The sequence below is a fragment of the Streptomyces sp. NPDC004284 genome (genome assembly GCF_042874035.1).
Taxonomy (GTDB): domain Bacteria; phylum Actinomycetota; class Actinomycetes; order Streptomycetales; family Streptomycetaceae; genus Streptomyces.
The window spans coordinates 342576-360681 of the sequence record NZ_JBIAMJ010000007.1 but is presented as its reverse complement, the minus strand read 5'-3'; the positions used below and the strand labels follow the sequence as shown (position 1 = coordinate 360681).

17 protein-coding genes and 1 riboswitch are annotated in these 18106 nt (G+C 72.2%); of the genes, 8 read left to right on the top strand and 9 right to left on the bottom strand.

From position 1 onward, the window contains the following. Positions 1 to 73: 73 nt before the first annotated feature. A complete protein-coding gene (locus tag ACFYUS_RS20920) occupies positions 74 to 2893 on the bottom strand; it encodes an N-acetylmuramoyl-L-alanine amidase (protein WP_388853899.1) in 2820 nt (939 codons plus the stop codon). Between the two features lie 126 nt (positions 2894 to 3019). Between ACFYUS_RS20920 and ACFYUS_RS20915 the strand changes: the two genes are divergently transcribed. Then, positions 3020 to 4414: a class II 3-deoxy-7-phosphoheptulonate synthase gene (locus ACFYUS_RS20915; RefSeq protein ID WP_388853896.1), complete on the top strand. Its 1395-nt coding sequence runs from the start codon at positions 3020 to 3022 to the stop codon at positions 4412 to 4414. A gap of 130 nt (positions 4415 to 4544) precedes the next feature. Further along, the gene (locus ACFYUS_RS20910) at positions 4545 to 4784 is read left to right on the top strand and encodes a bacterioferritin-associated ferredoxin (protein WP_388853893.1); all 240 of its coding nucleotides are present in this window, start codon (positions 4545 to 4547) and stop codon (positions 4782 to 4784) included. A gap of 31 nt (positions 4785 to 4815) precedes the next feature. Here the strand turns inward: ACFYUS_RS20910 and bfr are convergent, their stop codons facing one another. Then, positions 4816 to 5292, bottom strand: a complete 477-nt coding sequence (bfr, locus tag ACFYUS_RS20905) for a bacterioferritin (RefSeq protein WP_360783200.1) — start codon at positions 5290 to 5292, stop codon at positions 4816 to 4818. A gap of 178 nt (positions 5293 to 5470) precedes the next feature. Between bfr and ACFYUS_RS20900 the strand changes: the two genes are divergently transcribed. Continuing rightward, on the top strand, positions 5471 to 6139 hold the full coding sequence (locus tag ACFYUS_RS20900) for a sulfite oxidase-like oxidoreductase (RefSeq protein WP_388853890.1): 669 nt from the start codon (positions 5471 to 5473) through the stop codon (positions 6137 to 6139). Between the two features lie 31 nt (positions 6140 to 6170). Here ACFYUS_RS20900 and ACFYUS_RS20895 read toward each other — a convergent pair whose 3' ends face one another. From ACFYUS_RS20895 to thiO, 6 genes are all read right to left on the bottom strand, one after another. Continuing rightward, positions 6171 to 6743: a DUF4396 domain-containing protein gene (locus tag ACFYUS_RS20895; protein WP_388854154.1), complete on the bottom strand. Its 573-nt coding sequence runs from the start codon at positions 6741 to 6743 to the stop codon at positions 6171 to 6173. Between the two features lie 250 nt (positions 6744 to 6993). Beyond that, complete coding sequence (locus ACFYUS_RS20890; protein WP_388853887.1) at positions 6994 to 7854, bottom strand: deoxyribonuclease IV; 861 nt, start codon at positions 7852 to 7854, stop codon at positions 6994 to 6996. Positions 7855 to 7860: 6 nt separating this feature from the next. Continuing rightward, complete coding sequence (gene pknB, locus ACFYUS_RS20885; RefSeq protein ID WP_388853884.1) at positions 7861 to 9747, bottom strand: Stk1 family PASTA domain-containing Ser/Thr kinase; 1887 nt, start codon at positions 9745 to 9747, stop codon at positions 7861 to 7863. A 104-nt stretch (positions 9748 to 9851) separates the two neighbouring features. Next, positions 9852 to 10646 (bottom strand): thiazole synthase, encoded by a 795-nt coding sequence (locus ACFYUS_RS20880; protein WP_388853881.1) that lies wholly within the window; start codon positions 10644 to 10646, stop codon positions 9852 to 9854. A gap of 5 nt (positions 10647 to 10651) precedes the next feature. Beyond that, positions 10652 to 10852, bottom strand: a complete 201-nt coding sequence (thiS, locus tag ACFYUS_RS20875) for a sulfur carrier protein ThiS (protein ID WP_388853878.1) — start codon at positions 10850 to 10852, stop codon at positions 10652 to 10654. Next, entirely contained in the window at positions 10849 to 12018 is a 1170-nt protein-coding gene (thiO, locus tag ACFYUS_RS20870) for a glycine oxidase ThiO (protein ID WP_388853875.1), read from the bottom strand. The genes thiS and thiO overlap by 4 nt, the downstream gene beginning before the upstream one ends. Then, a riboswitch (TPP riboswitch) is annotated at positions 12016 to 12129 on the bottom strand. (Overlaps the previous gene by 3 nt.) 133 nt (positions 12130 to 12262) lie before the next feature. On the opposite strand from thiO, the gene ACFYUS_RS20865 reads away from it, so the two are divergent. The 5 genes from ACFYUS_RS20865 (at position 12263) to ACFYUS_RS20845 (ending at position 16635) form a co-directional block, all read left to right on the top strand. Continuing rightward, on the top strand, positions 12263 to 13435 hold the full coding sequence (locus tag ACFYUS_RS20865; protein ID WP_388854151.1) for an NAD(P)/FAD-dependent oxidoreductase: 1173 nt from the start codon (positions 12263 to 12265) through the stop codon (positions 13433 to 13435). Between the two features lie 43 nt (positions 13436 to 13478). Further along, positions 13479 to 13844, top strand: a complete 366-nt coding sequence (locus ACFYUS_RS20860) for an Rv2175c family DNA-binding protein (RefSeq protein WP_376584676.1) — start codon at positions 13479 to 13481, stop codon at positions 13842 to 13844. A gap of 192 nt (positions 13845 to 14036) precedes the next feature. Next, entirely contained in the window at positions 14037 to 14690 is a 654-nt protein-coding gene (gene thiE, locus ACFYUS_RS20855) for a thiamine phosphate synthase (RefSeq protein ID WP_388853872.1), read from the top strand. Positions 14691 to 14817: 127 nt separating this feature from the next. Further along, entirely contained in the window at positions 14818 to 15735 is a 918-nt protein-coding gene (gene metF / locus ACFYUS_RS20850; RefSeq protein ID WP_388853870.1) for a methylenetetrahydrofolate reductase [NAD(P)H], read from the top strand. 54 nt (positions 15736 to 15789) lie between these two features. After that, positions 15790 to 16635, top strand: a complete 846-nt coding sequence (locus ACFYUS_RS20845; RefSeq protein ID WP_388853867.1) for a hypothetical protein — start codon at positions 15790 to 15792, stop codon at positions 16633 to 16635. 10 nt (positions 16636 to 16645) lie between these two features. Here the strand turns inward: ACFYUS_RS20845 and ACFYUS_RS20840 are convergent, their stop codons facing one another. Then, a complete protein-coding gene (locus ACFYUS_RS20840) occupies positions 16646 to 18079 on the bottom strand; it encodes a phytoene desaturase family protein (RefSeq protein ID WP_388853864.1) in 1434 nt (477 codons plus the stop codon). Positions 18080 to 18106: the final 27 nt, after the last annotated feature.

Genomic DNA, 18106 nt, shown 5'->3' with positions numbered 1-18106 from the left:
AGCCGGGTAAGGGAACGGGGCCCGGTCCGCACCGTGGACGGTGCGGACCGGGCCCCGCGGCCCTGCGATCCGATCAGAAGATCAGGTTGTACGTCTGCCAGCCGGGGCCGACGTTGACGCGGGTGGCGAACGGCGTGGTGGCGGTGCCGGTGCCCTTGTACGACCAGAGCGCCCCGGTGGTGTCGCGGCCGACGAAGTCGACCTTGCCGTCACCGGAGAGGTCGCTCGGACCCACCATGCTGTTGTACGCGCCCCAGCCGCCGCCGACCTTCAGCCGCGTCGCGAACGGCGTGGTGGCGGTGCCGGTGCCCTTGTACGACCAGAGCGTCCCGGTGGTGTCGCGGGCGACCAGGTCGGCCTTGCCGTCACCGGTCAGATCACCGGTGCTGACGATCGCGTTGTACGTCTGCCAGCCGCCGCCGACCTTGATGCGGGCCGCGAACGGGGCGGCCGGGACGCCGGTGCCCTTGTACAGCCACAGGACACCCGACTTCTCGCGGGCGATCAGGTCCGGCTTGCCGTCGTTGGTGACGTCACGCACACCGATGATCCGGTCGTAGACCTGCCAGCCGCCGCCCGTCCTCAGACGCGTCTTGAACGGCGCGGACGGGTTGCCGCTGCCCTGGTAGTACCAGAGCACACCCGAGGCGTCCCGGGCCACGGCGTCCCCGGTGCCGTCGGCCCGCAGCGCCGTCATCGGCGTGATCACGTTGTAGGCGCCCCAGCCCGAACCGACCCGGTACCGCGCCAGGAACGGCGCGGAGGCGTTGCCGGTGCCCTGGTACTGCCAGAGGACACCGGAGGCGTCACGGGCGAGGAGGTTGTAGCGGTTGGTCGCGGTGACCGCGGGCTTGGTCGCGACCTCCTTGACGTCGCTCGCCTTCACCCACGCCATGCGGTGGTTGTAGCGGATCGGGATGAAGACGTTGGTCGTGCCGACGACCCGGGTGCCGTCGGTGTTGTAGGCGCTGTAGTAGTAGTCGCCCGTGACCGGCTCGCCGGCCTTCACGTACAGCTGCCCGGCCGGGAGGCTGTACTTCGTCAGCGACGCGTTGTTGTTGGCCTGGACCGGGACGCCGGTGCCCGTGTAGGCGGCGTCCTCGGGGTAGGTGCGCCCGTAGACCGGGATCGAGGTGGCGCCGTCCTTGGCGGTGATCGCCGTCTTCACGCCCACGGGGGCCGTGTACTGGCCGCCGGGGTTGTAGAACCAGGCCTTCTTGCCGCCGTACCAGATGGCGGTCCAGTCGGGCCGCGACTCGGCGACGACGTGGGTGCTGCCGGCCGTGACCTTGTTCGACCAGGTGGAGCCGAACTGCCAGCCCGAGCCCAGCCCGATGTACGGGTCGGTCAGCGCCTTGGTCTGGTCGGCGACCGGCTCCGAGTAGAGGTAGACGAAGTTCACCGGGAGCGGGGCGGTCGTCTTGGTGACCGGCTGGTCGTTGACCAGCTCGGTGTACTTCATCGCCTGCTGGTTCGCCGACGTCAGGGGCGGGACGATCCGTACCAGCTGGCCGGCCTGGAGCAGGCCGCCCGCGCCACCGGCGCCGGTCGGGGCGCCGACCAGGCTCATGAAGTGGTTCCAGTCCCAGAACGGGCCCGGGTCCCAGTGGTCCTGGACCGTGCTGTCCAGGATGCTCGGCACGTCGTCGTGACCGATGATGTGCTCGCGGTCCAGCGGGATGGAGAACTTCGCGGCCAGGTACTTCACGAGGGCCGCGGAGGACTCGTACTCGGGCTCGGTGTACCAGCCGGAGTCGCCCTTGATGGCGTAGCCCTCGTGCTCGATGCCGATCGAGTGCATGTTGAGGGTCTTGTTGCCGGCGTGGAACGCCTCGTTCTTGGTCTCGACCATCTGGGTCACGCCACCGTCGGCGCCCACGATGTAGTGGGCGCTCGCCCACTTGTTCGGGTTCTTGAAGACGGTCTTGGCGGCGTCGACGCTGCCCTCGATGTCGTGGATGACGATCTGGCGGACGTCGTAGCCGTTCGTCCCGCGGCTCGCGATGTTGTAGTTGCCCAGGTCCTGCTGGTACGCGGCCGGGTCGAACGTGCACGCCACGGTGGTCGGGCACTCGACCTGGGTGTCGGTCGTGGCCGCGAAGCTCGCCGCGAGGGGCACGTTCGACGGCTTGACCGGCTCCACGGACGGGTCCGCGGGAAGGACGACCTGCTCGCCGTCCGCCGTGATCTCGTGCTCACCCGTCTTGATCGACTCGAAGACGCGCTGGGTGAAGAGGTCGGCGCCCTTGCGGTTCTCCGACTGGCTGTAGCGGGCCACGGCCGGGTACCAGGCGCCCGGGTCGTCGGACAGCTCGGCACCGGCCTGCTTCTGGTACTCGGCGAGGAGCGCCGCACCGGCCCGGATCGACGCGGCCGAGTCCTTCTGGACGGAGTCGGTCGAGCTGTCGATCAGCCCGGCGGCCTTGTCCAGCGTGTGGAGCTTCGGGTCGTCGGTGTCGACCGTCTTCGCGGGGAGGGAGGCCAGTGCCTTCTTCTTGTCGATCTTCTTGTCGACGGCCGGGTCGCCGGTGCCGTTCACGAGGTGGAGGAGGCGCTCGTTCGCGTCCTCCTCGATGTCGTCGGCGTCGACCTTCGTCAGGCCCATGACGTTGTACGCACCCGTGGTGCTGGGCACGCCGCCGTGCGACTCCCAGCGGGTCTCGCGGTACGACACCGCCATCAGCACGCTCTGCGGCACGCCGAACTCGCGGGCCGCGTTTGCGAACTGCGTCTGGAGGGAAGCATCACCCCCGGACGTGCTGTCACCGGCCGCGCCGAGGAGGCTCGGAGAGGCGACCGCGATGGTGCCGATGGTGGCGGTGGCGACGACGGCAGCCGCCGCTCCGTACAAGAGTCGTTTCTTCTTGCGATCCCTGCGATGCCTCTGGGTCACGCCCACCCCTGTGAATTCGACTTTGCTCTTGTTAAACGGGCCGCAGGGTAACACCACTCGGTAGCGGGAAGATCCCCGAGGGACATTTCGGACGGGTGTTCGAGACGCGCGTCTCAGCCAATGGGCATGGGGACAGGACCGGACGAAGAACCCCTTACTGTGGTGCTTGTGACCGTGAACGCTGATTCCCACGCCGTCGCCAAGGCGACCTGGCGAGACCTGCCCGCGGCGCAGCAGCCCGAGTACCCCGATGCCGAGGCTCTGCGCGATGTGATCGCGGACCTCGAGTCGTATCCTCCGCTCGTCTTCGCCGGCGAGTGCGACCAGCTGCGCGCCCGGATGGGAGCCGTCGCCCGTGGCGAGGCGTTCCTCCTCCAGGGCGGCGACTGCGCCGAGGCCTTCGACGCCGTGTCCGCCGACCACATCAGGGCCAAGCTCAAGACGCTGCTCCAGATGAGCGCCGTCCTCACCTACGCGGCCTCCGTGCCCGTGGTGAAGGTCGGCCGCATCGCCGGCCAGTACTCGAAGCCCCGCTCCAAGGGCACCGAGACCCGCGACGGCGTGACCCTGCCGACCTACCGCGGCGACTCGGTCAACGGCTTCGACTTCAACGAGAAGGCCCGCATCCCGGACCCCGAGCGGCTGAAGCGGATGTACAACGCCTCCGCCTCCACGCTCAACCTGGTCCGCGCCTTCACCACCGGTGGCTACGCCGACCTGCGCCAGGTGCACGCCTGGAACCAGGACTTCGTGAAGTCGTCCCCCTCGGGCCAGCGCTACGAGGCGCTCGCCCGCGAGATCGACAACGCCCTGAACTTCATGAAGGCCTGCGGCACCGACCCGGCCGAGTTCAAGGCCGTCGAGTTCTACGCCTCCCACGAGGCGCTGCTGCTCGACTACGAGGGCGCCCTGACCCGTACGGACTCGCGCACCGGCAAGCTGTACGACACCTCCGGCCACATGGTCTGGATCGGTGAGCGCACCCGTCAGCTCGACCACGCGCACATCGAGTTCTGCTCGCAGATCGCCAACCCGATCGGCATCAAGCTCGGCCCGACCACCACGGTCGACGAGGCGCTCACCTACATCGACCGTCTCGACCCGGACCGCGAGCCGGGCCGGCTGACCTTCATCGTCCGCATGGGCGCCGACAAGGTCCGCGACAAGCTCCCCGAGCTGGTCGAGAAGGTCACCGCCTCCGGCGCGGTCGTCGCCTGGGTCACCGACCCGATGCACGGCAACACCTTCGAGGCGGCCTCCGGCCACAAGACCCGCCGCTTCGACGACGTGCTCGACGAGGTCAAGGGCTTCTTCGAGGTCCACAAGGAGCTCGGCACCCACCCGGGCGGCATCCACGTCGAGCTCACCGGTGACGACGTCACCGAGTGCGTGGGCGGCGGCGACGAGATCTTCGTCGACGACCTGCACCAGCGCTACGAGACGGCCTGCGACCCGCGGCTCAACCGCAGCCAGTCGCTCGACCTGGCCTTCCTGGTGGCGGAGATGTACCGCGATCAGTAAGTAGGTTCCTACGGGGATGGGGCACGGATCGTTGTGATCCGTGCCCCATCGTCGTATCGAGGGCTTTTGCGCCTCCGGGGTGCCGGGTAAGGTTAGGTTAGCCTTAACGATCTCGGCGGGAGGTGACCGCGTGTACGTCTGCTCATGCTTCGGTGTCACGGAGAAGCAGGTCAAGGAGCACGCGGACGCGGGCGCCTGCACGCCCCGCCAGATAGCCTCCGCCTGCAAGGCCGGCACGGACTGCGGCTCCTGCGTCCGCCGCATTCAGGCCATTCTCGGGCGCGGCAACTGCCCGCGACGCGAGCTCGTGGACCAGGGCATGCCCGCCCTGACGGCGGAGACGGTCGTGGCGCTCGGGGAAGCGGCCTAGACCCCCTGGAACCCTCAGGGCCCTAGGGGCTTCAGCTGGGCTGCTCGATCAGCGTCGAGATGTACAGCGCCTCGCCCAGGGACTCGATCAGCTCCAGCTGCGTGTCCAGGTAGTCGATGTGGTGCTCCTCGTCGGCGAGGATCTCCTCGAAGAGATTGGCGGACGTGACGTCCCCCTTGGCGCGCATGACCTCGATCCCGCGCCTCAGGCGGTCGATCGCCTCCACCTCGACCTGGCGGTCCGCCTGGAACATCTCGGTGATCGTCTGGCCGACCCGCACGTGGAAGAGCCGCTGGTAGTTGGGCAGGCCGTCGAGCATCAGGATGCGCTCGGTCAGCTTGTCCGCGTGCTTCATCTCGTCGATGGACTCTTCACGGGTGTACTTGGCGAGCTTCGTCCACCCCTTGTTGTCCTGGATGCGGTAGTGCAGCCAGTACTGGTTGATGGCCGTCAGCTCGCCGGTCAGCTGCTCGTTGAGGAACTCGAGGACCTCGGGGTCGCCCTGCATCGCTTCAGGATCCTTCCACGCTATGTGTCCGCACCGTCACTAGGCGGGATGGCCGCATCCTCGCACCCCGAATGGGGGGCGTCCAGTAAGTGCAGGCTTAGTGTGAGTTGCCCGAATCGAGCCGCCCGGGTGGTCGCCTGGTCATGACCACCCCTCGCCGTCTGTCACCATGGATGACATGGGTCAGCCGGAGAGCGGAGCACACCGGGAAGCGGGTCAGCCGGATCGTTCGCCGGACCTTTCGTCGCACCTGTCGCCGGAACTGCCGCCCGGGCAGCGGATCCAGCGCGGCTGGCCGGTCACCCATTACGGGCCCGTCCCCAAGTTCAAGCCGGACCGCTGGGAGTTCCGCGTCTTCGGGGCGACGGCCGACGGCGACAAGCGCTGCTGGAACCACGAGGAGTTCTCGGCCCTCCCGTTCTCCACGGTCGTGGCCGATCTTCACTGCGTCACGAAATTCAGCATGCTCGGGGCCGAATGGGGCGGTGTCCCCGCCCGTACGATCCTGGAGCTCGCCCCGCCCGCGCCCCACGTCACGCATGTGATGGTCTGGGCCGAGTACGGCTACAGCGCCAACATGCGCCTCGCCGACTTCGCCGCGGACCGTACGATCTTCGCCACCCACAAGGACGGGGAGCTGCTCACCGCCGAGCACGGCTTCCCGCTGCGGCTCGTCGTCCCGCACCTGTACGCCTGGAAGGGGCCCAAGTGGGTCCGGGGCGTGGAGTACATGGCGGCCGACCGCCGGGGCTTCTGGGAGGAGCGCGGCTACCACAACCTCGGTGACCCGTGGACGGAGCAGCGCTACTCGTACCAGGAGGAACCGGGAGACGGCCCGGAGCTGTAGCGGCCCCGGGCCGCCCGTCCGGTCCGTCCGTTCAGTGGTGGTACCGGTGCACCACCGCGTGGCCCTTGCCGCGGCCGATCATCCACTTGTTCACCGGTGTGGTCACCACGAAGGCGAGGGTGAGCGAGGCCGCGAGCGCGATCCAGAAGAGCACCTCGTCGAGGTGCGCGTCCATGGCGCCGGGCCAGAGGGCGATGACGCCGTTGTCGATGATCTCCATGACGAGGATGGAGAGGGTGTCGGCGGCGAGGGCGACCTTGAAGGCCGTCTTGAAGTCGACGCCGGCGGACAGGATGCCGCGCAGGGTGAGCGCGTAGCCGAAGAAGAACGCCAGGGCGATCGCGAGGACCATCGTCGGCATGTTGCCCCAGCCGAACGCGGTGCCGACGATCATGCCGAGGATCTCGCCGATGGCGCAGCCGGTGAGGCAGTGCAGCGTGGCCTGGGCGGCCATGGACCAGGAGACGGTGCCGCCGGGGGTGTGGTGGCCGGAGTGGGCGTCGTGGCCGGAGTGGCCGGTGTGGTGCTGGTGGTCCTCGTGGTGGCCCTGGTGGCCTTCGTGGTCCTGGTGGTCCTGGTGGCTCTGGTGGCTCTGGTGGCCGATGTGGTCGTGGTGACCCTCGTGCCCTGCGTGGCCGCCGTGACCCTCATGCCCGCCATGTCCACCATGCTCGCCGTGGCCCTCGTGGCCCTCGTGGCCCTCGTGGCCCTCGTGGCCCTCGTGGCCCTCGTGGCCGGAATGGTCGTGGTGCGCGTGCGCTTCGTGCTGCATGAGGTGCCCCCAGCCTCGGTATGCGGTTCTGTCGTCGACGGGAACCGTATACCCCCCTAGGGTATTCCTCAAGGGGAAATGATCATCCTTGGCGCTCGCGGAGCTTCTTCAGGAGCTCGACGTCGGCCACGTGCCCCTCCTTGCCGCCGGGGGTCTCGATGACCAGCGGTACGTTCTCGGTGGCCGGGTGGCGCAGGAGGTTCCGGAACGCCTCCTCGCCGATGTGACCGGAGCCGATGTTCGCGTGCCGGTCCTTGTGCGCGCCCACCACGTCCTTCGAGTCGTTGGCGTGGATCAGTTTCAGCCGCCCCTCGCCGACCGTCTCCACCAGCAGGTCCAGGGTCTGCGCCGCCCCGTGCGGGCCCGCCAGGTCGTGCCCGGCCGCGAAGATGTGGCAGGTGTCGAGGCAGACGCCCAGCTTGGGGTGGCGGTCGAGGGCGTCGAAGTACGGGCCGAAGTCCCAGGTCCGGGAGCAGAGCGAGAAGCCCTGGCCCGCCGTCGACTCCAGGAGCAGATCCGGATCGTCCTCGTGGGTCAGCTCGTCGAGGAGCGGCAGCATCCGTTCGCGCACCTGGGCGAGGGCCACCTCGCGCGGGCGGCCGCCGGTCGCCGAGCCGGTGTGGACCACGACGCCCTTCGCGCCGATCTCCCGGCCCCGGCGCAGCGAGTGCCGCAGCGACTCCACGGACTTCTCCACCGTGGCCTCGGTGTGGGACCCGAAGTTGATCAGGTACGGGGCGTGCACCCAGGCCGAGATCGACGCGGCCTCGCACTCGGCCCGGAAGCGCTCGTCCTGGGCGGGGTTGCCGGCCGGGGTCGCCCAGCCGCGCGGGTTGGCGACGAAGACCTGCACGGTCTCGGCGCCGAGTTCGCGGGCGTAGCCGAGGCCGACGGTGGCGAGGCCGCCGGCCACGGGGACATGGCCGCCGACGGGGTTGCGCATGAGGTTCTAGAGTCCCTTGATCGTGATGGTGATGGTGGAGCCCTCGGGCGCGGTGCCGCCGCCCTCGACGGACTGGCTCGCGACGGTGTCGCCGAGGTACGGGAAGGACTTCTTGACCCTGACCTCGAAGCCCGCGTCCTCCAGGGCCGCCCGGGCGTCCTCGGTCGACCTGCCCGTCACGTCGGGGACCCTGACGAGCTTCGGGCCCTTGGAGACGGTCAGGGTGATGACGTCGCCCTCGGCGGCCCGGCTGCCCCCGGCGAGGGACTGGGCCGCGACGGAGCCGGCGGGCTCGGGGGAGTTGATCCGCTCGGGGGCGACCTTCACGGTGAGCCCCTCCTCCTGGAGGGCGGCCGTGGCGTCGGCGACGGTCTCGCCGCTGACGTCGGGCACGTCGATCGGAGAGCCCTTGCTGACGACCAGGGCGACGGCCGAGTCGGGGCTGCGCTCGGTGCCGGGCTCGGGGTCGGTGCTGATCACGGAGCCCTGCGGGACGGAGTCGCTGAAGGCGTAGGTGAGCACCCCGGGTGCCAGGCCCTCCTCCTTCAGGGCGCGCCTGGCCTCCGCGAGCGGCTTGTTCTTGAGGTGGGGGACCTTCACGACCTGCGGGCCGCGGGAGAGCGTGAGGGTGACCGTGACGTTGCCCCGGACGCGCTCGCCGGGGGCCGGGTCGACGGCCATGACCGTGCCGCGCTCGTACACGTCGCTGAACGCGCGCTTCGTGCCGCCGACGTCGAGCCCGGCGTCGGTGATTCGTTTCGTCGCGGCGGCCTCGGACTGGCCGAGGACGGCGGGGACGCGGGTGAACTGGCCGGAATTGATGTACCAGACGCCGGCGCCCAGACCGAGGGCGAGGAGGACGGCGGCGACGAGGAGGAGCGGGCCGCGCGGGGGCCGCCGGCGGGCGGCGGGCGGAGCCTCCGGGGCGGGCAGCCGGCTGGTGTGCTCGGCCGCCACCGGCACGGGGCGGGCGATCACGCTCGTCCGGTCCTCGGCCGTGTCGCGGACCTCGGACCGCGCCAGCGGGGGCACCACGTCCAGCTGTTCGTCGCCGAGCCCGGCGCGGGCCTCCCGGAGCAGGGCGAGCAGGGCGACGGCGTCGTACGGGCGGAGCTCGGGGTCGCGGGCCGTGGCCGCCGCGACCAGGTCGTCCAGCTCCGGGGCGATGCCCGGGGCGGTGGCGGACGGGGCGGGCACGTCGGTGTTCAGGTGCTGGTAGAGCACCTGGGCGGGGGTGTCGCCGGAGTGCGGCTTGCCGCCGGTCAGCATCTCGTAGAGGACGACACCGCAGGCGTACACGTCGGCGCGGGTGTCGGCGGTGCCGTGCTCGATCTGCTCCGGCGCGAGGTACGAGACCGTGCCGAGGACCGAGCCGGTGGTGGCCGTCGCCGTGCCCACGGCCCGTACGAGACCGAAGTCCGCGACCTTCACCCGGCCGTCGTCCCCTATCAGGACGTTCTCCGGCTTCATGTCCCGGTGCACGAACCCGGCCCGGTGCGCGGCGCCGAGCGCGGCGAGCACCGGCTCCAGGATGTCGAGCGCGGCCCGGGGCGACAGGGCGCCGCGCTCGCGCAGGACGTCGCGGAGCGTGCAGCCGGCGACGTACTCCATCGCCAGATACACGTACGCGCCCTCGGCGCCCTGGTCGAAGACGCCGACGACGTTCGGGTGCGCGAGCCGGGCGACGGACTTCGCCTCCCGGATGAACCGCTCCACGAAGGCGGCGTCGGTCGCGAGGGCCGGGTGCATCACCTTGAGCGCGAGCACGCGGTCGAGGCGGGTGTCCACGGCCCGGTAGACCGTGGCCATCCCGCCGACGGCGATGCGCGCGTCGACGCGGTAGCGGCCGTCGAGCAGCCGCCCGACGAGGGGGTCCTGAAGGGTCGTGTCCACGGCGACGAGTCTACGAGGGCGGGGCGGAAGCCTCGGCCTGCCGCCCGGGACTGCAGCGCACCTGTGACGCGCCGCACCCCGTGCGGGCGGAGGCCCGCGACGACTCAGAAGGCGGGGCGTTCCGGGTCCAGGCGGGCCTGGCCCGTCGTGGGGGAGGACGCCTCGGCGAAGTGGCGGCGGGGGATGCGGCCGGCGCGGTGGGCGAGGCGGCCCGCCTCCACCGCGTGCCGCATCGCCGAAGCCATGAGGACCGGCTCCTGCGCCCGCGTCACCGCCGACGCCAGCATGACCGCCGCGCACCCCAGCTCCATCGCGAGCGCCGCGTCGGAGGCGGTTCCGGCGCCGGCGTCGAGGATCACCGGGACGCCGGCGCGCTCCGTGATCAGCTGGAAGTTGTGCGGGTTGCGGATGCCGAGGCCGGAGCCGATGGGGGAGCCGAGCGGCATGATCGCGGCGCAGCCGACGTCCTCCAGCTTCCGGGCGAGGACGGGGTCGTCGTTGGTGTAGGGGAGGACGGTGAAGCCGTCGTCGACGAGGGTCTCGGCCGCGGCGAGGAGCTCCTCCCCGTCCGGCAGCAGGGTCCGCTCGTCCGCCACGACCTCCAGCTTGATCCAGTCCGTGCCCAGCGCCTCCCGCGCCAGCCGGGCCGTGAGGACGGCCTCGCCCGCCGTGTAGCAGCCCGCCGTGTTCGGCAGGACCCGGATGCCGAGGCGTTCCAGGACGGAGAGGACCGAGCCCTGGACGGTCGGGTCCAGGCGCCGCATGGCGACCGTGGTGAGCTCCGTACCGCTGGCGACGAGGGAGCGTTCCAGGACGTCGAGGCTGGGGGCGCCGCCGGTGCCCATGATGAGGCGGGAGGAGAACTCCGTACCGCCGAGGGTGAAGACGTCGTCGGACATCTGGCTCAGCCTCCCTGCACTGCCGTGAGGACTTCCACCCGGTCGCCCTCGCCGAGCAGCGTCGTGGCCCACTCGCCGCGGGGGACGACCGTCTCGTTGAGCGCCGCGGCGACCCCGGCGCGGGCCGTGGTGAGGGTGGCCACGAGGGCGTCCAGGGAGAGGGGGCCCGTCAGGACCCGGGGCTCGCCGTTGACGGACACGTTCATGCGGGCTGCTCCTGACGTACAGGGGAGAAACGGCGGGGGGTGAAGGGGCGGGCCTCGTCGGGGAGGGTGCCCGTGGTGAGCGCCTCGGCCATGACGTCGCCGGTGACGGGGGTGAGCAGCACCCCGTTGCGGTAGTGGCCGGTGGCCAGGTGGAGGCCGGGCAGGGAGGTGGGGCCGAGCAGCGGGGCGTTGTCGGGGGAGCCGGGGCGCAGCCCGGCGCGCGTCTCGGTGAGCGGCAGCTCGGTGAGGCCCGGGACCAGCTCGTGGGCGTCGCGGAGGAGTTCGTACACCCCGCCCGCCGTCACCGTGGTGTCCCAGCCCAGTTCCTCGCTGGTGGCGCCGACGACGAGCTCGCCGTTCTCGCGGGGCACCAGGTAGACGTGGCTGCCGCGGACGACGGCCCGGACGGTGCGGGAGAGGAAGGGGGCGTACGGGGCGGGGACGCGGAGGCGCAGGACCTGGCCCTTCACGGGGCGGACCGGCGGAAGGACCTCGTCGGGGACGCCCGCGAGGCGGCCGCTGAGGCTGCCCGCGGCGAGGACGACCTGGTCCGCCGTCAGCTCCTCGCCGCCGGCGAGGAGGACCCCGCGGGCCCGGTCGCGGACGACCGCCAGGCGCTCCGCGAGCGTGCGGTGGAAGACCACCCCGGCCCGCTCGCAGGCCACCACGAGCGCGGCGGCCAGTCGGCGCGGGTCGACCTGGTGGTCCCCGTCGACCCGCAGTCCGCCCCGCACGCCCGGGGCCAGCATCGGTTCGAGGCGGCGGCACTCGCGGCCGCTGAGCCACTCGGAGACGAGCCCGCAGCGGGTCTGCAGGGCGTGCAGTTCGCGCAGGTGGGCCCGGTCGTCGGCGTCGAGGGCGACGGCGAGGGTGCCGCAGGCGCGGTAGCCGACGTCGTGGCCGGAGGCTTCCTCCAGTTCGGCGACGAACGCGGGATAGCGCGCCGCGGAGGCGAGGTTGAGCCCGAGCAGGGTCTCCTCGCCGTAGTGGAGTTCGGTGACGGCGGCGAGCATGCCGGCCGCGACCCGCGCGGCCCCGCCGCCCGGGTCCGGGTCGACGACGGCGGTGCGCAGTCCGCGCTGCGCGGCCCGCCAGGCCGTGACCAGGCCGATGATGCCGCCCCCGACCACGAGGACGTCGGACCTCAGGACATCGGAAGAACGCATGGGCGTCCAGCCCCTCCCTTCGCCGGCATGACCCGGATCAGGTTCGTACGGTCGGAGGCCGTCCCAGCCTCCCTCTCAGCCCGGTGCGTCCGGGCTCCCGCGAGTGCTTTACGCCCGCCAGACTAGCCCGCGTCTCCGGGGGGTCACAGACCCCTCCTTTTCTGACGGTCCGTCAGATGCGTAAGGTGGTCGGGTGACCGAGCAGAAGCAGGCCCAGCAGCACGTCGTGATCGTCGGTGCCGGAATGGCGGGCGTCCAGACCGCCGTCGCCCTGCGCGAGCAGGGCTTCACCGGCCCCGTGACCCTCATCGGGGCCGAGCCCCACCAGCCCTACGACCGGCCGCCGCTCTCCAAGGCGATCCTCCTCGGCAAGGCCGAGGACTCCGCCTTCGAGATCGACTTCGAGGACCTCGGCATCGAGCTCCGCCTCGGCCTGGACGTCACCGGGCTGCGCGCCGCCGACCACGAGATCGACACCGAGGCCGGACCCGTCGCGTACGACGTCCTGGTCCTCGCCACCGGGGCCCACCCCGTCACCCTGCCCGGCACCGAGGGCGTCCCCGGGGTCCATCTGCTGCGGACCCTCGACGACGCCGTGCGCCTCGGGCCCGTCCTGGAGCGCCGCCACTCCGTCGTGGTCGTCGGCGCCGGCTGGATCGGCGCCGAGTTCGCCACCGCCGCGCGCGAGGCGGGCTGCGCCGTCACCGTCGTCGAGGCCGCCGACCGCCCCCTCGCCGCGGCGCTGCCCGCCGAGGTCACCGCCCCCATGGCCGAGTGGTACGGGGCGAACGGCGCCGAACTCCTCACCCACGCGCGCGTGCGCACCGTCGAGCCCGGCGCACCGGGCCGCGTCGTCCTCGACGACGGCCGCGAACTGCCCGCCGACGCCGTCGTCGTCGGCATCGGCGCCCGCCCCGCCACGGGCTGGCTCACCGGCTCCGGCATCGCCCTCGACCCGAGCGGCGCCGTCACCGCCGACGACCGGCTGCGCACCTCCCTGCCCGATGTGTACGCCGTCGGCGACTGCGCCTCCTTCCCCTCCGCCCGTTACGGCGAGCGCCTCCTCGTCCACCACTGGGACAACGCCCTCCAGGGCCCCCGCGCGGTCGCCGCCGCGATCACCGGGGCCGCCGACGCGCCGTACGACCCCGTGCCGTACTTCTGGTCCGAGCAGTTCGGCCGCTTCGTGCAGTACGCCGGCCACCACGCGGGCGCGGACGAGCTGCTGTGGCGCGGCGACCCGGCCGACGAGGCCTGGTCCGTGCTCTGGCTGCGCGACGGCGTGCCGGTGGCCCTCCTCGCGGTCGGCCGCCCCCGCGACCTGGCCCAGGGCCGCAAGCTCATCGAGGCCGCCGTCCCCGTCGACCCGGAGCGCGCCGCCGACCCGTCCGTCCCCCTGAAGGCGGCAGTCCGGTAGGGCCCGACTACCGGCTGCCGGTCCGGGATGGCAGGCTTGTCCCGTGACCGAGATTGACGTAAAGATCGATGCGCTCGTCCCCGCCTGGCTCTACGTGCCCGACATCGCGGAGATGCTCGACATCGACGTGGTGCGCGTGCGGCAGCTGATCAAGGAAGGTCAGCTCATCGCCGTGCGCCGCGGCGAGAACAACGCCCTGCAGATCCCCGCCGCCTTCATCCAGGGCGACAAGATCGTCAAGGGTCTCGTCGGACTCCTGACCGTGCTGCGGGACGACGGCTTCACCAACGAGGAGATGCTGGAGTGGCTCTTCACTCCGGACGAGAGCCTGCCGGGCACGCCCGCGCAGGCGCTCAACGAGAACCGCGGCACGGAGGTGAAGCGCCGCGCCCAGGCGCTCGCCATCTGACGAGCGCACGCACCGAAGACACCAGCGGGTGTCGCGGGGGGCGGGCCCCCCCCCGGGCCGCCCCCCCCGCGCCCGCGGCCCCCCCCGGGGGCCCCCCCCCCAAAACCCCCCCCCCGGGGGGGGGCGCGGCCCCCCCCCCCGCGGCGCCCCCCCCCCCCGCGGCGCCGGCGCACGAACGGGGGGAACCCACCCATGTCCACGCCTCGTGAGCGGCTCGCCGACGCCCGGCTCTACCTGTGCACCGACGCCCGGAAGCGCCAGGGCGACCTGCCGGCCTTCCTCGACGCCGTGCTCTCCTCCGGCGTGGACATCGTGCAGCTCCGCGACAAGGGCATGGAGGCCGGTGAGGAGCTGGAGCACCTCGCCGTCTTCGCCGAGGCCGCCCGCCGGCACGGCAAGCTCCTCGCGGTGAACGACCGGGCCGACGTCGCCCACGCCATCGGCTCCGACGTCCTCCACCTCGGCCAGGGCGACCTGCCCGTGCCCGCCGCCCGCGCGATCCTCGGCGACGAGGTGCTGATCGGCCGCTCCTGCCACGCGGAGACCGAGGTCGCCGCGGCCGCCGCCGAGCCGGGCGTGGACTACTTCTGCACCGGACCCTGCTGGCCCACCCCCACCAAGCCCGGACGGTACGCGCCGGGCCTCGGCCTCGTGCGGTACGCGGCGGAGCTGGCCCAGGACCGGCCCTGGTTCGCCATCGGCGGCATCGACGAGACCAACCTCGACGAGGTCCTGGACGCGGGCGCCCGCCGGATCGTCGTCGTCCGCGCCCTCACCGAGGCCGCCGACCCGGCCGCCGCGACGGCCGCCCTCGCCAAGCGCGTCCGCGAGCGCGCCGAGGACTGAGCCCGCAACCGGGGGGCACGCCGACCGCGTCGTGTGGCGCACGGCGTACCCCGAAAGTTGTCCGAAAAGGTGTCCATTACTCGGACGCCGCCTACGCGGTCCCCCGCCCCACGTCTAACCTGCCCGTATGGCCCTTGGTACCGCATCCATCCGCTCGGACCGTGCGCGCACGGTCCGGGAGATCCTCGCCGCCGGAGAGACGTCGTACTCCTTCGAGTTCTACGCGCCCCGGACCGAGAAGGGCGAGCAGGTGCTCTGGAACGCCATGCGCCGGGTCGAGGCGGTCGGCCCCAGCTTCGTCTCCGTGACCTACGGCGCCGGCGGCTCCACCCGCGGCGGCACCGTCAAGGCCACCCAGAAGATCGCCTCCGACACCACGCTCACCCCCGTCGCCCACCTCACGGCCGTCGACCACTCGGTCGCCGAGCTGCGGAACATCCTCGGCCAGTACGCCGACGTGGGCATCCGGAACATGCTCGCCGTCCGCGGCGACCCGCCGGGCGACCCGCTGGGCGAGTGGGTCGAGCACCCGGAGGGCGTGAAGTACGCCGCCGACCTCGTCCGGCTGATCAAGGAGTCGGGAGACTTCTGCGTCGGCGTCGCCGCCTTCCCGGAGATGCACCCCCGGTCCACCGACTGGGACACGGACATCCGGCACTTCGTGGACAAGTGCCGCGCGGGCGCCGACTACGCGATCACCCAGATGTTCTTCGACCCGGAGAACTACCTGCGGCTTCGCGACAGCGTCGAGAAGGCGGGCTGCGAGACCCCGATCATCCCCGAGGTCATGCCCGTCGTGAACGTGAAGACCCTCGACCGGCTGCCCCAGCTGAGCAACGCCGTCTTCCCGGCGGATGTGAAAGAGCGCATCCTCGCCGTCAAGGACGATCCCGCCGCTGTACGCTCCATCGGTATCGAGTTCGCGACGGAGTTCTGCGCGCGTCTGCTCTCCGAGGGTGTCCCCGGACTGCACTTCATCACGCTCAACAGCTCCACCGCGACGCTCGAGATCTACGAGAATCTCGGACTGCACCAGCAGTCGTGACCGGTCGTACCCGCCCCGACCCGCGGCGGTGACCGTGGAGAGGGGCGGCGGGGCATGGGGTGGACGGTCCTCTACATCGCGTTCGGCGTGGTCGCGCTGTGGCTGCTGGGGGAGGTGCTCCTCCAGTACAAGGCGCGGCTGCGCTGGCGCCTGCTCGCCTTCGGCGGCTTCCTCTGCGTCGTCGTGGGCGTCCTGCTGCCCTCGGTCCTCGTCATCGTCGCCGGGGCCGTCGCCTTCGCCGTCGGCCAGACCTATGTGACGCTCTCCTTCCGCCGCGGCTTCTCCACCGGCTGGGCGATCGGCGGGAGCCCCGGCGCGAGCCGCCGCCGCAAGGCCGCCCCGCCGGCCGAGGGCGGACCCACCCTCGAGGTCACCGAGCTCTCGTACGACACCGTGGACTCCGCGTACGACACGGAGGACGGGCCCGGCCACGACCCGCGCCCCGAGACCGCCGCCGAGACGACCGCGGTCTACGAGCCCCAGCCGATGCCCGAGGACACCGGCCAGTACGGGGTCTACGACACCACCGCCCAGGCCGCCGGCACCGGCACCGGATACGGGACGGAGTACGACCCCTACGCGTCCGCGTACCAGCAGCCCGGCTACGAGCAGCCCTCCTACGGGCAGCCCGGCCACGAGCAGCAGCCGGCCTACGACTACGGGACCGCCGCCGGACAGCAGCAGTACGCCGCGTACTCCGACCCGTACATCGGCCCCGGCACCGACGGCCAGCAGTACGGCTCGTACTACAACGACCCCTACGCCCCCTCGTACACCTACGACACCCCGCCCGGCGGCATCTGGGTCCCGCAGCAGCGCGACACCGACCAGGCCCCGCAGCAGGCCCCGTACGGCTACGAGCAGCCGCACCCGGACGACCAGCAGCAGTACCGCTACTGACCCCCCGCGGTCACCGGGAGCCGCGGAAGTCCGCGCCCTCCACGATCAGTCCGGCCACCAGCGCCCCCGACATGCCCGCGTGGGCGAGCCCGCCGCCCGGGTGCGACCAGCCGCCCGCGAAGTACAGCCCGGGGACGGGGGAGGCGTTCGCCGCCGGGAGGTACGTCCCCCGGGCGTCCGCGAGCGCGGGGGGCGGGACCTCGGCGGCCCCGGTGGCGGCCCGGACGTCCTCCGGGGTGCGGACCTCCCGCCAGAGCAGCCGCTCGGCGAGCCCCGGCACCGCCCGGGCGGCGGCCTCGACCATCCGGTCGGCGAGACCGCTCCGGTCCTCCCCGGACGTGAGGTCCAGCATCGCCGAGACCGTCACCGACTCGTGCTCCGCGTCGGGCCGCAGCTCCGGGTCGTCGGGCCGCAGCACGGTCACCGTGGGCCGCTCCCCGTCCCCGTGGACGACCGTGCGGTGCACGGCCCCCTCCTCGCGGGCCCCGCGCAGGGCCAGCAGGACCGTCAGACGGCCGGTGGACCCGTGCGCGAAGGGCGGCCACTCGTCGCTGCGCTCCCACGGCAGGACCTGCTCGCGGTAGAGGGAAGGCACCGGCGCGCCCGCCACCACGTGGTCCGCCTCCACCGTCCCGCCGGAGGCGAGCCGGATCCCGACGGCCCGGCCGGCCTCGGTCAGCACCTCGTCCACGGGCGCGTCGAAGACGAACTCCACGCGCCGCTCCCGGCACCGCTCGTACACCGCGTCCGCGAGCGCCCGGATGCCTCCCGCCACGTACCAGCTGCCGAAGGTCTGCTCCATGTACGGCAGGACGGCGGCGGACGCCGGGGCGGTCCACGCCGGGATGCCGTACGCCTCCGCGTAGGAGTCGAGGAGCGCGATCAGCCGGGGGTCGCGCAGCTCCCGCGCGCCCACCTGGGCGAGCGTCGTCGTCGGGCGGCGCAGGAAGCCCGCCTTCGGCGCCGGGTACGGCTCCTGGGCGAGCGCCTTGCGGTCGGCCGGCTGCGGCTCCTCCAGGAGCGGGCGCCGGGTCCGGTCCCAGGCCTCGCGGGCCCGCGTCAGGAAGTCGCCCCAGCGCTCGCCCGCGCCCGCGCCGAGCGCCGTGTCCAGGGCGTCGACCGTGCCGGCCCGGGAGGCGTTCGGCAGGTCGACGCGGGTTCCGTCGGCGAAGACGTGACGGGCCGCCGGATCGACCTGCGTCAGCGCGACGCACTCCTCCAGGGGCTTCTTCCCGGTCTTCACGAACAGGTCCCGGTAGACGGCCGGCAGGTGCAGCAGCCCGGGACCGGTGTCGAAGGCGAAGCCGTCGCGCTCGAAGCGGCCGACCGCGCCGCCGTACGTCGACGTCTTCTCGTACACCGTCACCGTGTGCCCGGCCACCGCCAGTCGGGCCGCCGCCGCCATGGCGCCGAGTCCCGCGCCGATCACCACAATCCGTGCCATGCGGACGAGACTATCCGGCGCCCCCGG

Excerpts from the sequence above, each read along its gene's own strand:
- ACFYUS_RS20915 (WP_388853896.1), top strand. The coding sequence starts at position 3,020 with ATGGGGACAGGACCGGACGAAGAACCCCTTACTGTGGTGCTTGTGACC.
- bfr (WP_360783200.1), bottom strand. The coding sequence starts at position 5,292 with ATGCAGGGCGACCCCGAGGTCCTCGAGTTCCTCAACGAGCAGCTGACC.
- ACFYUS_RS20900 (WP_388853890.1), top strand. The coding sequence starts at position 5,471 with ATGGGTCAGCCGGAGAGCGGAGCACACCGGGAAGCGGGTCAGCCGGAT.
- ACFYUS_RS20890 (WP_388853887.1), bottom strand. The coding sequence starts at position 7,854 with ATGCGCAACCCCGTCGGCGGCCATGTCCCCGTGGCCGGCGGCCTCGCC.
- ACFYUS_RS20880 (WP_388853881.1), bottom strand. The coding sequence starts at position 10,646 with ATGTCCGACGACGTCTTCACCCTCGGCGGTACGGAGTTCTCCTCCCGC.
- thiS (WP_388853878.1), bottom strand. The coding sequence starts at position 10,852 with ATGAACGTGTCCGTCAACGGCGAGCCCCGGGTCCTGACGGGCCCCCTC.
- thiO (WP_388853875.1), bottom strand. The coding sequence starts at position 12,018 with ATGCGTTCTTCCGATGTCCTGAGGTCCGACGTCCTCGTGGTCGGGGGC.
- ACFYUS_RS20865 (WP_388854151.1), top strand. The coding sequence starts at position 12,263 with ATGGCGGGCGTCCAGACCGCCGTCGCCCTGCGCGAGCAGGGCTTCACC.
- thiE (WP_388853872.1), top strand. The coding sequence starts at position 14,037 with ATGTCCACGCCTCGTGAGCGGCTCGCCGACGCCCGGCTCTACCTGTGC.
- metF (WP_388853870.1), top strand. The coding sequence starts at position 14,818 with ATGGCCCTTGGTACCGCATCCATCCGCTCGGACCGTGCGCGCACGGTC.
- ACFYUS_RS20845 (WP_388853867.1), top strand. The coding sequence starts at position 15,790 with ATGGGGTGGACGGTCCTCTACATCGCGTTCGGCGTGGTCGCGCTGTGG.
- ACFYUS_RS20840 (WP_388853864.1), bottom strand. The coding sequence starts at position 18,079 with ATGGCACGGATTGTGGTGATCGGCGCGGGACTCGGCGCCATGGCGGCG.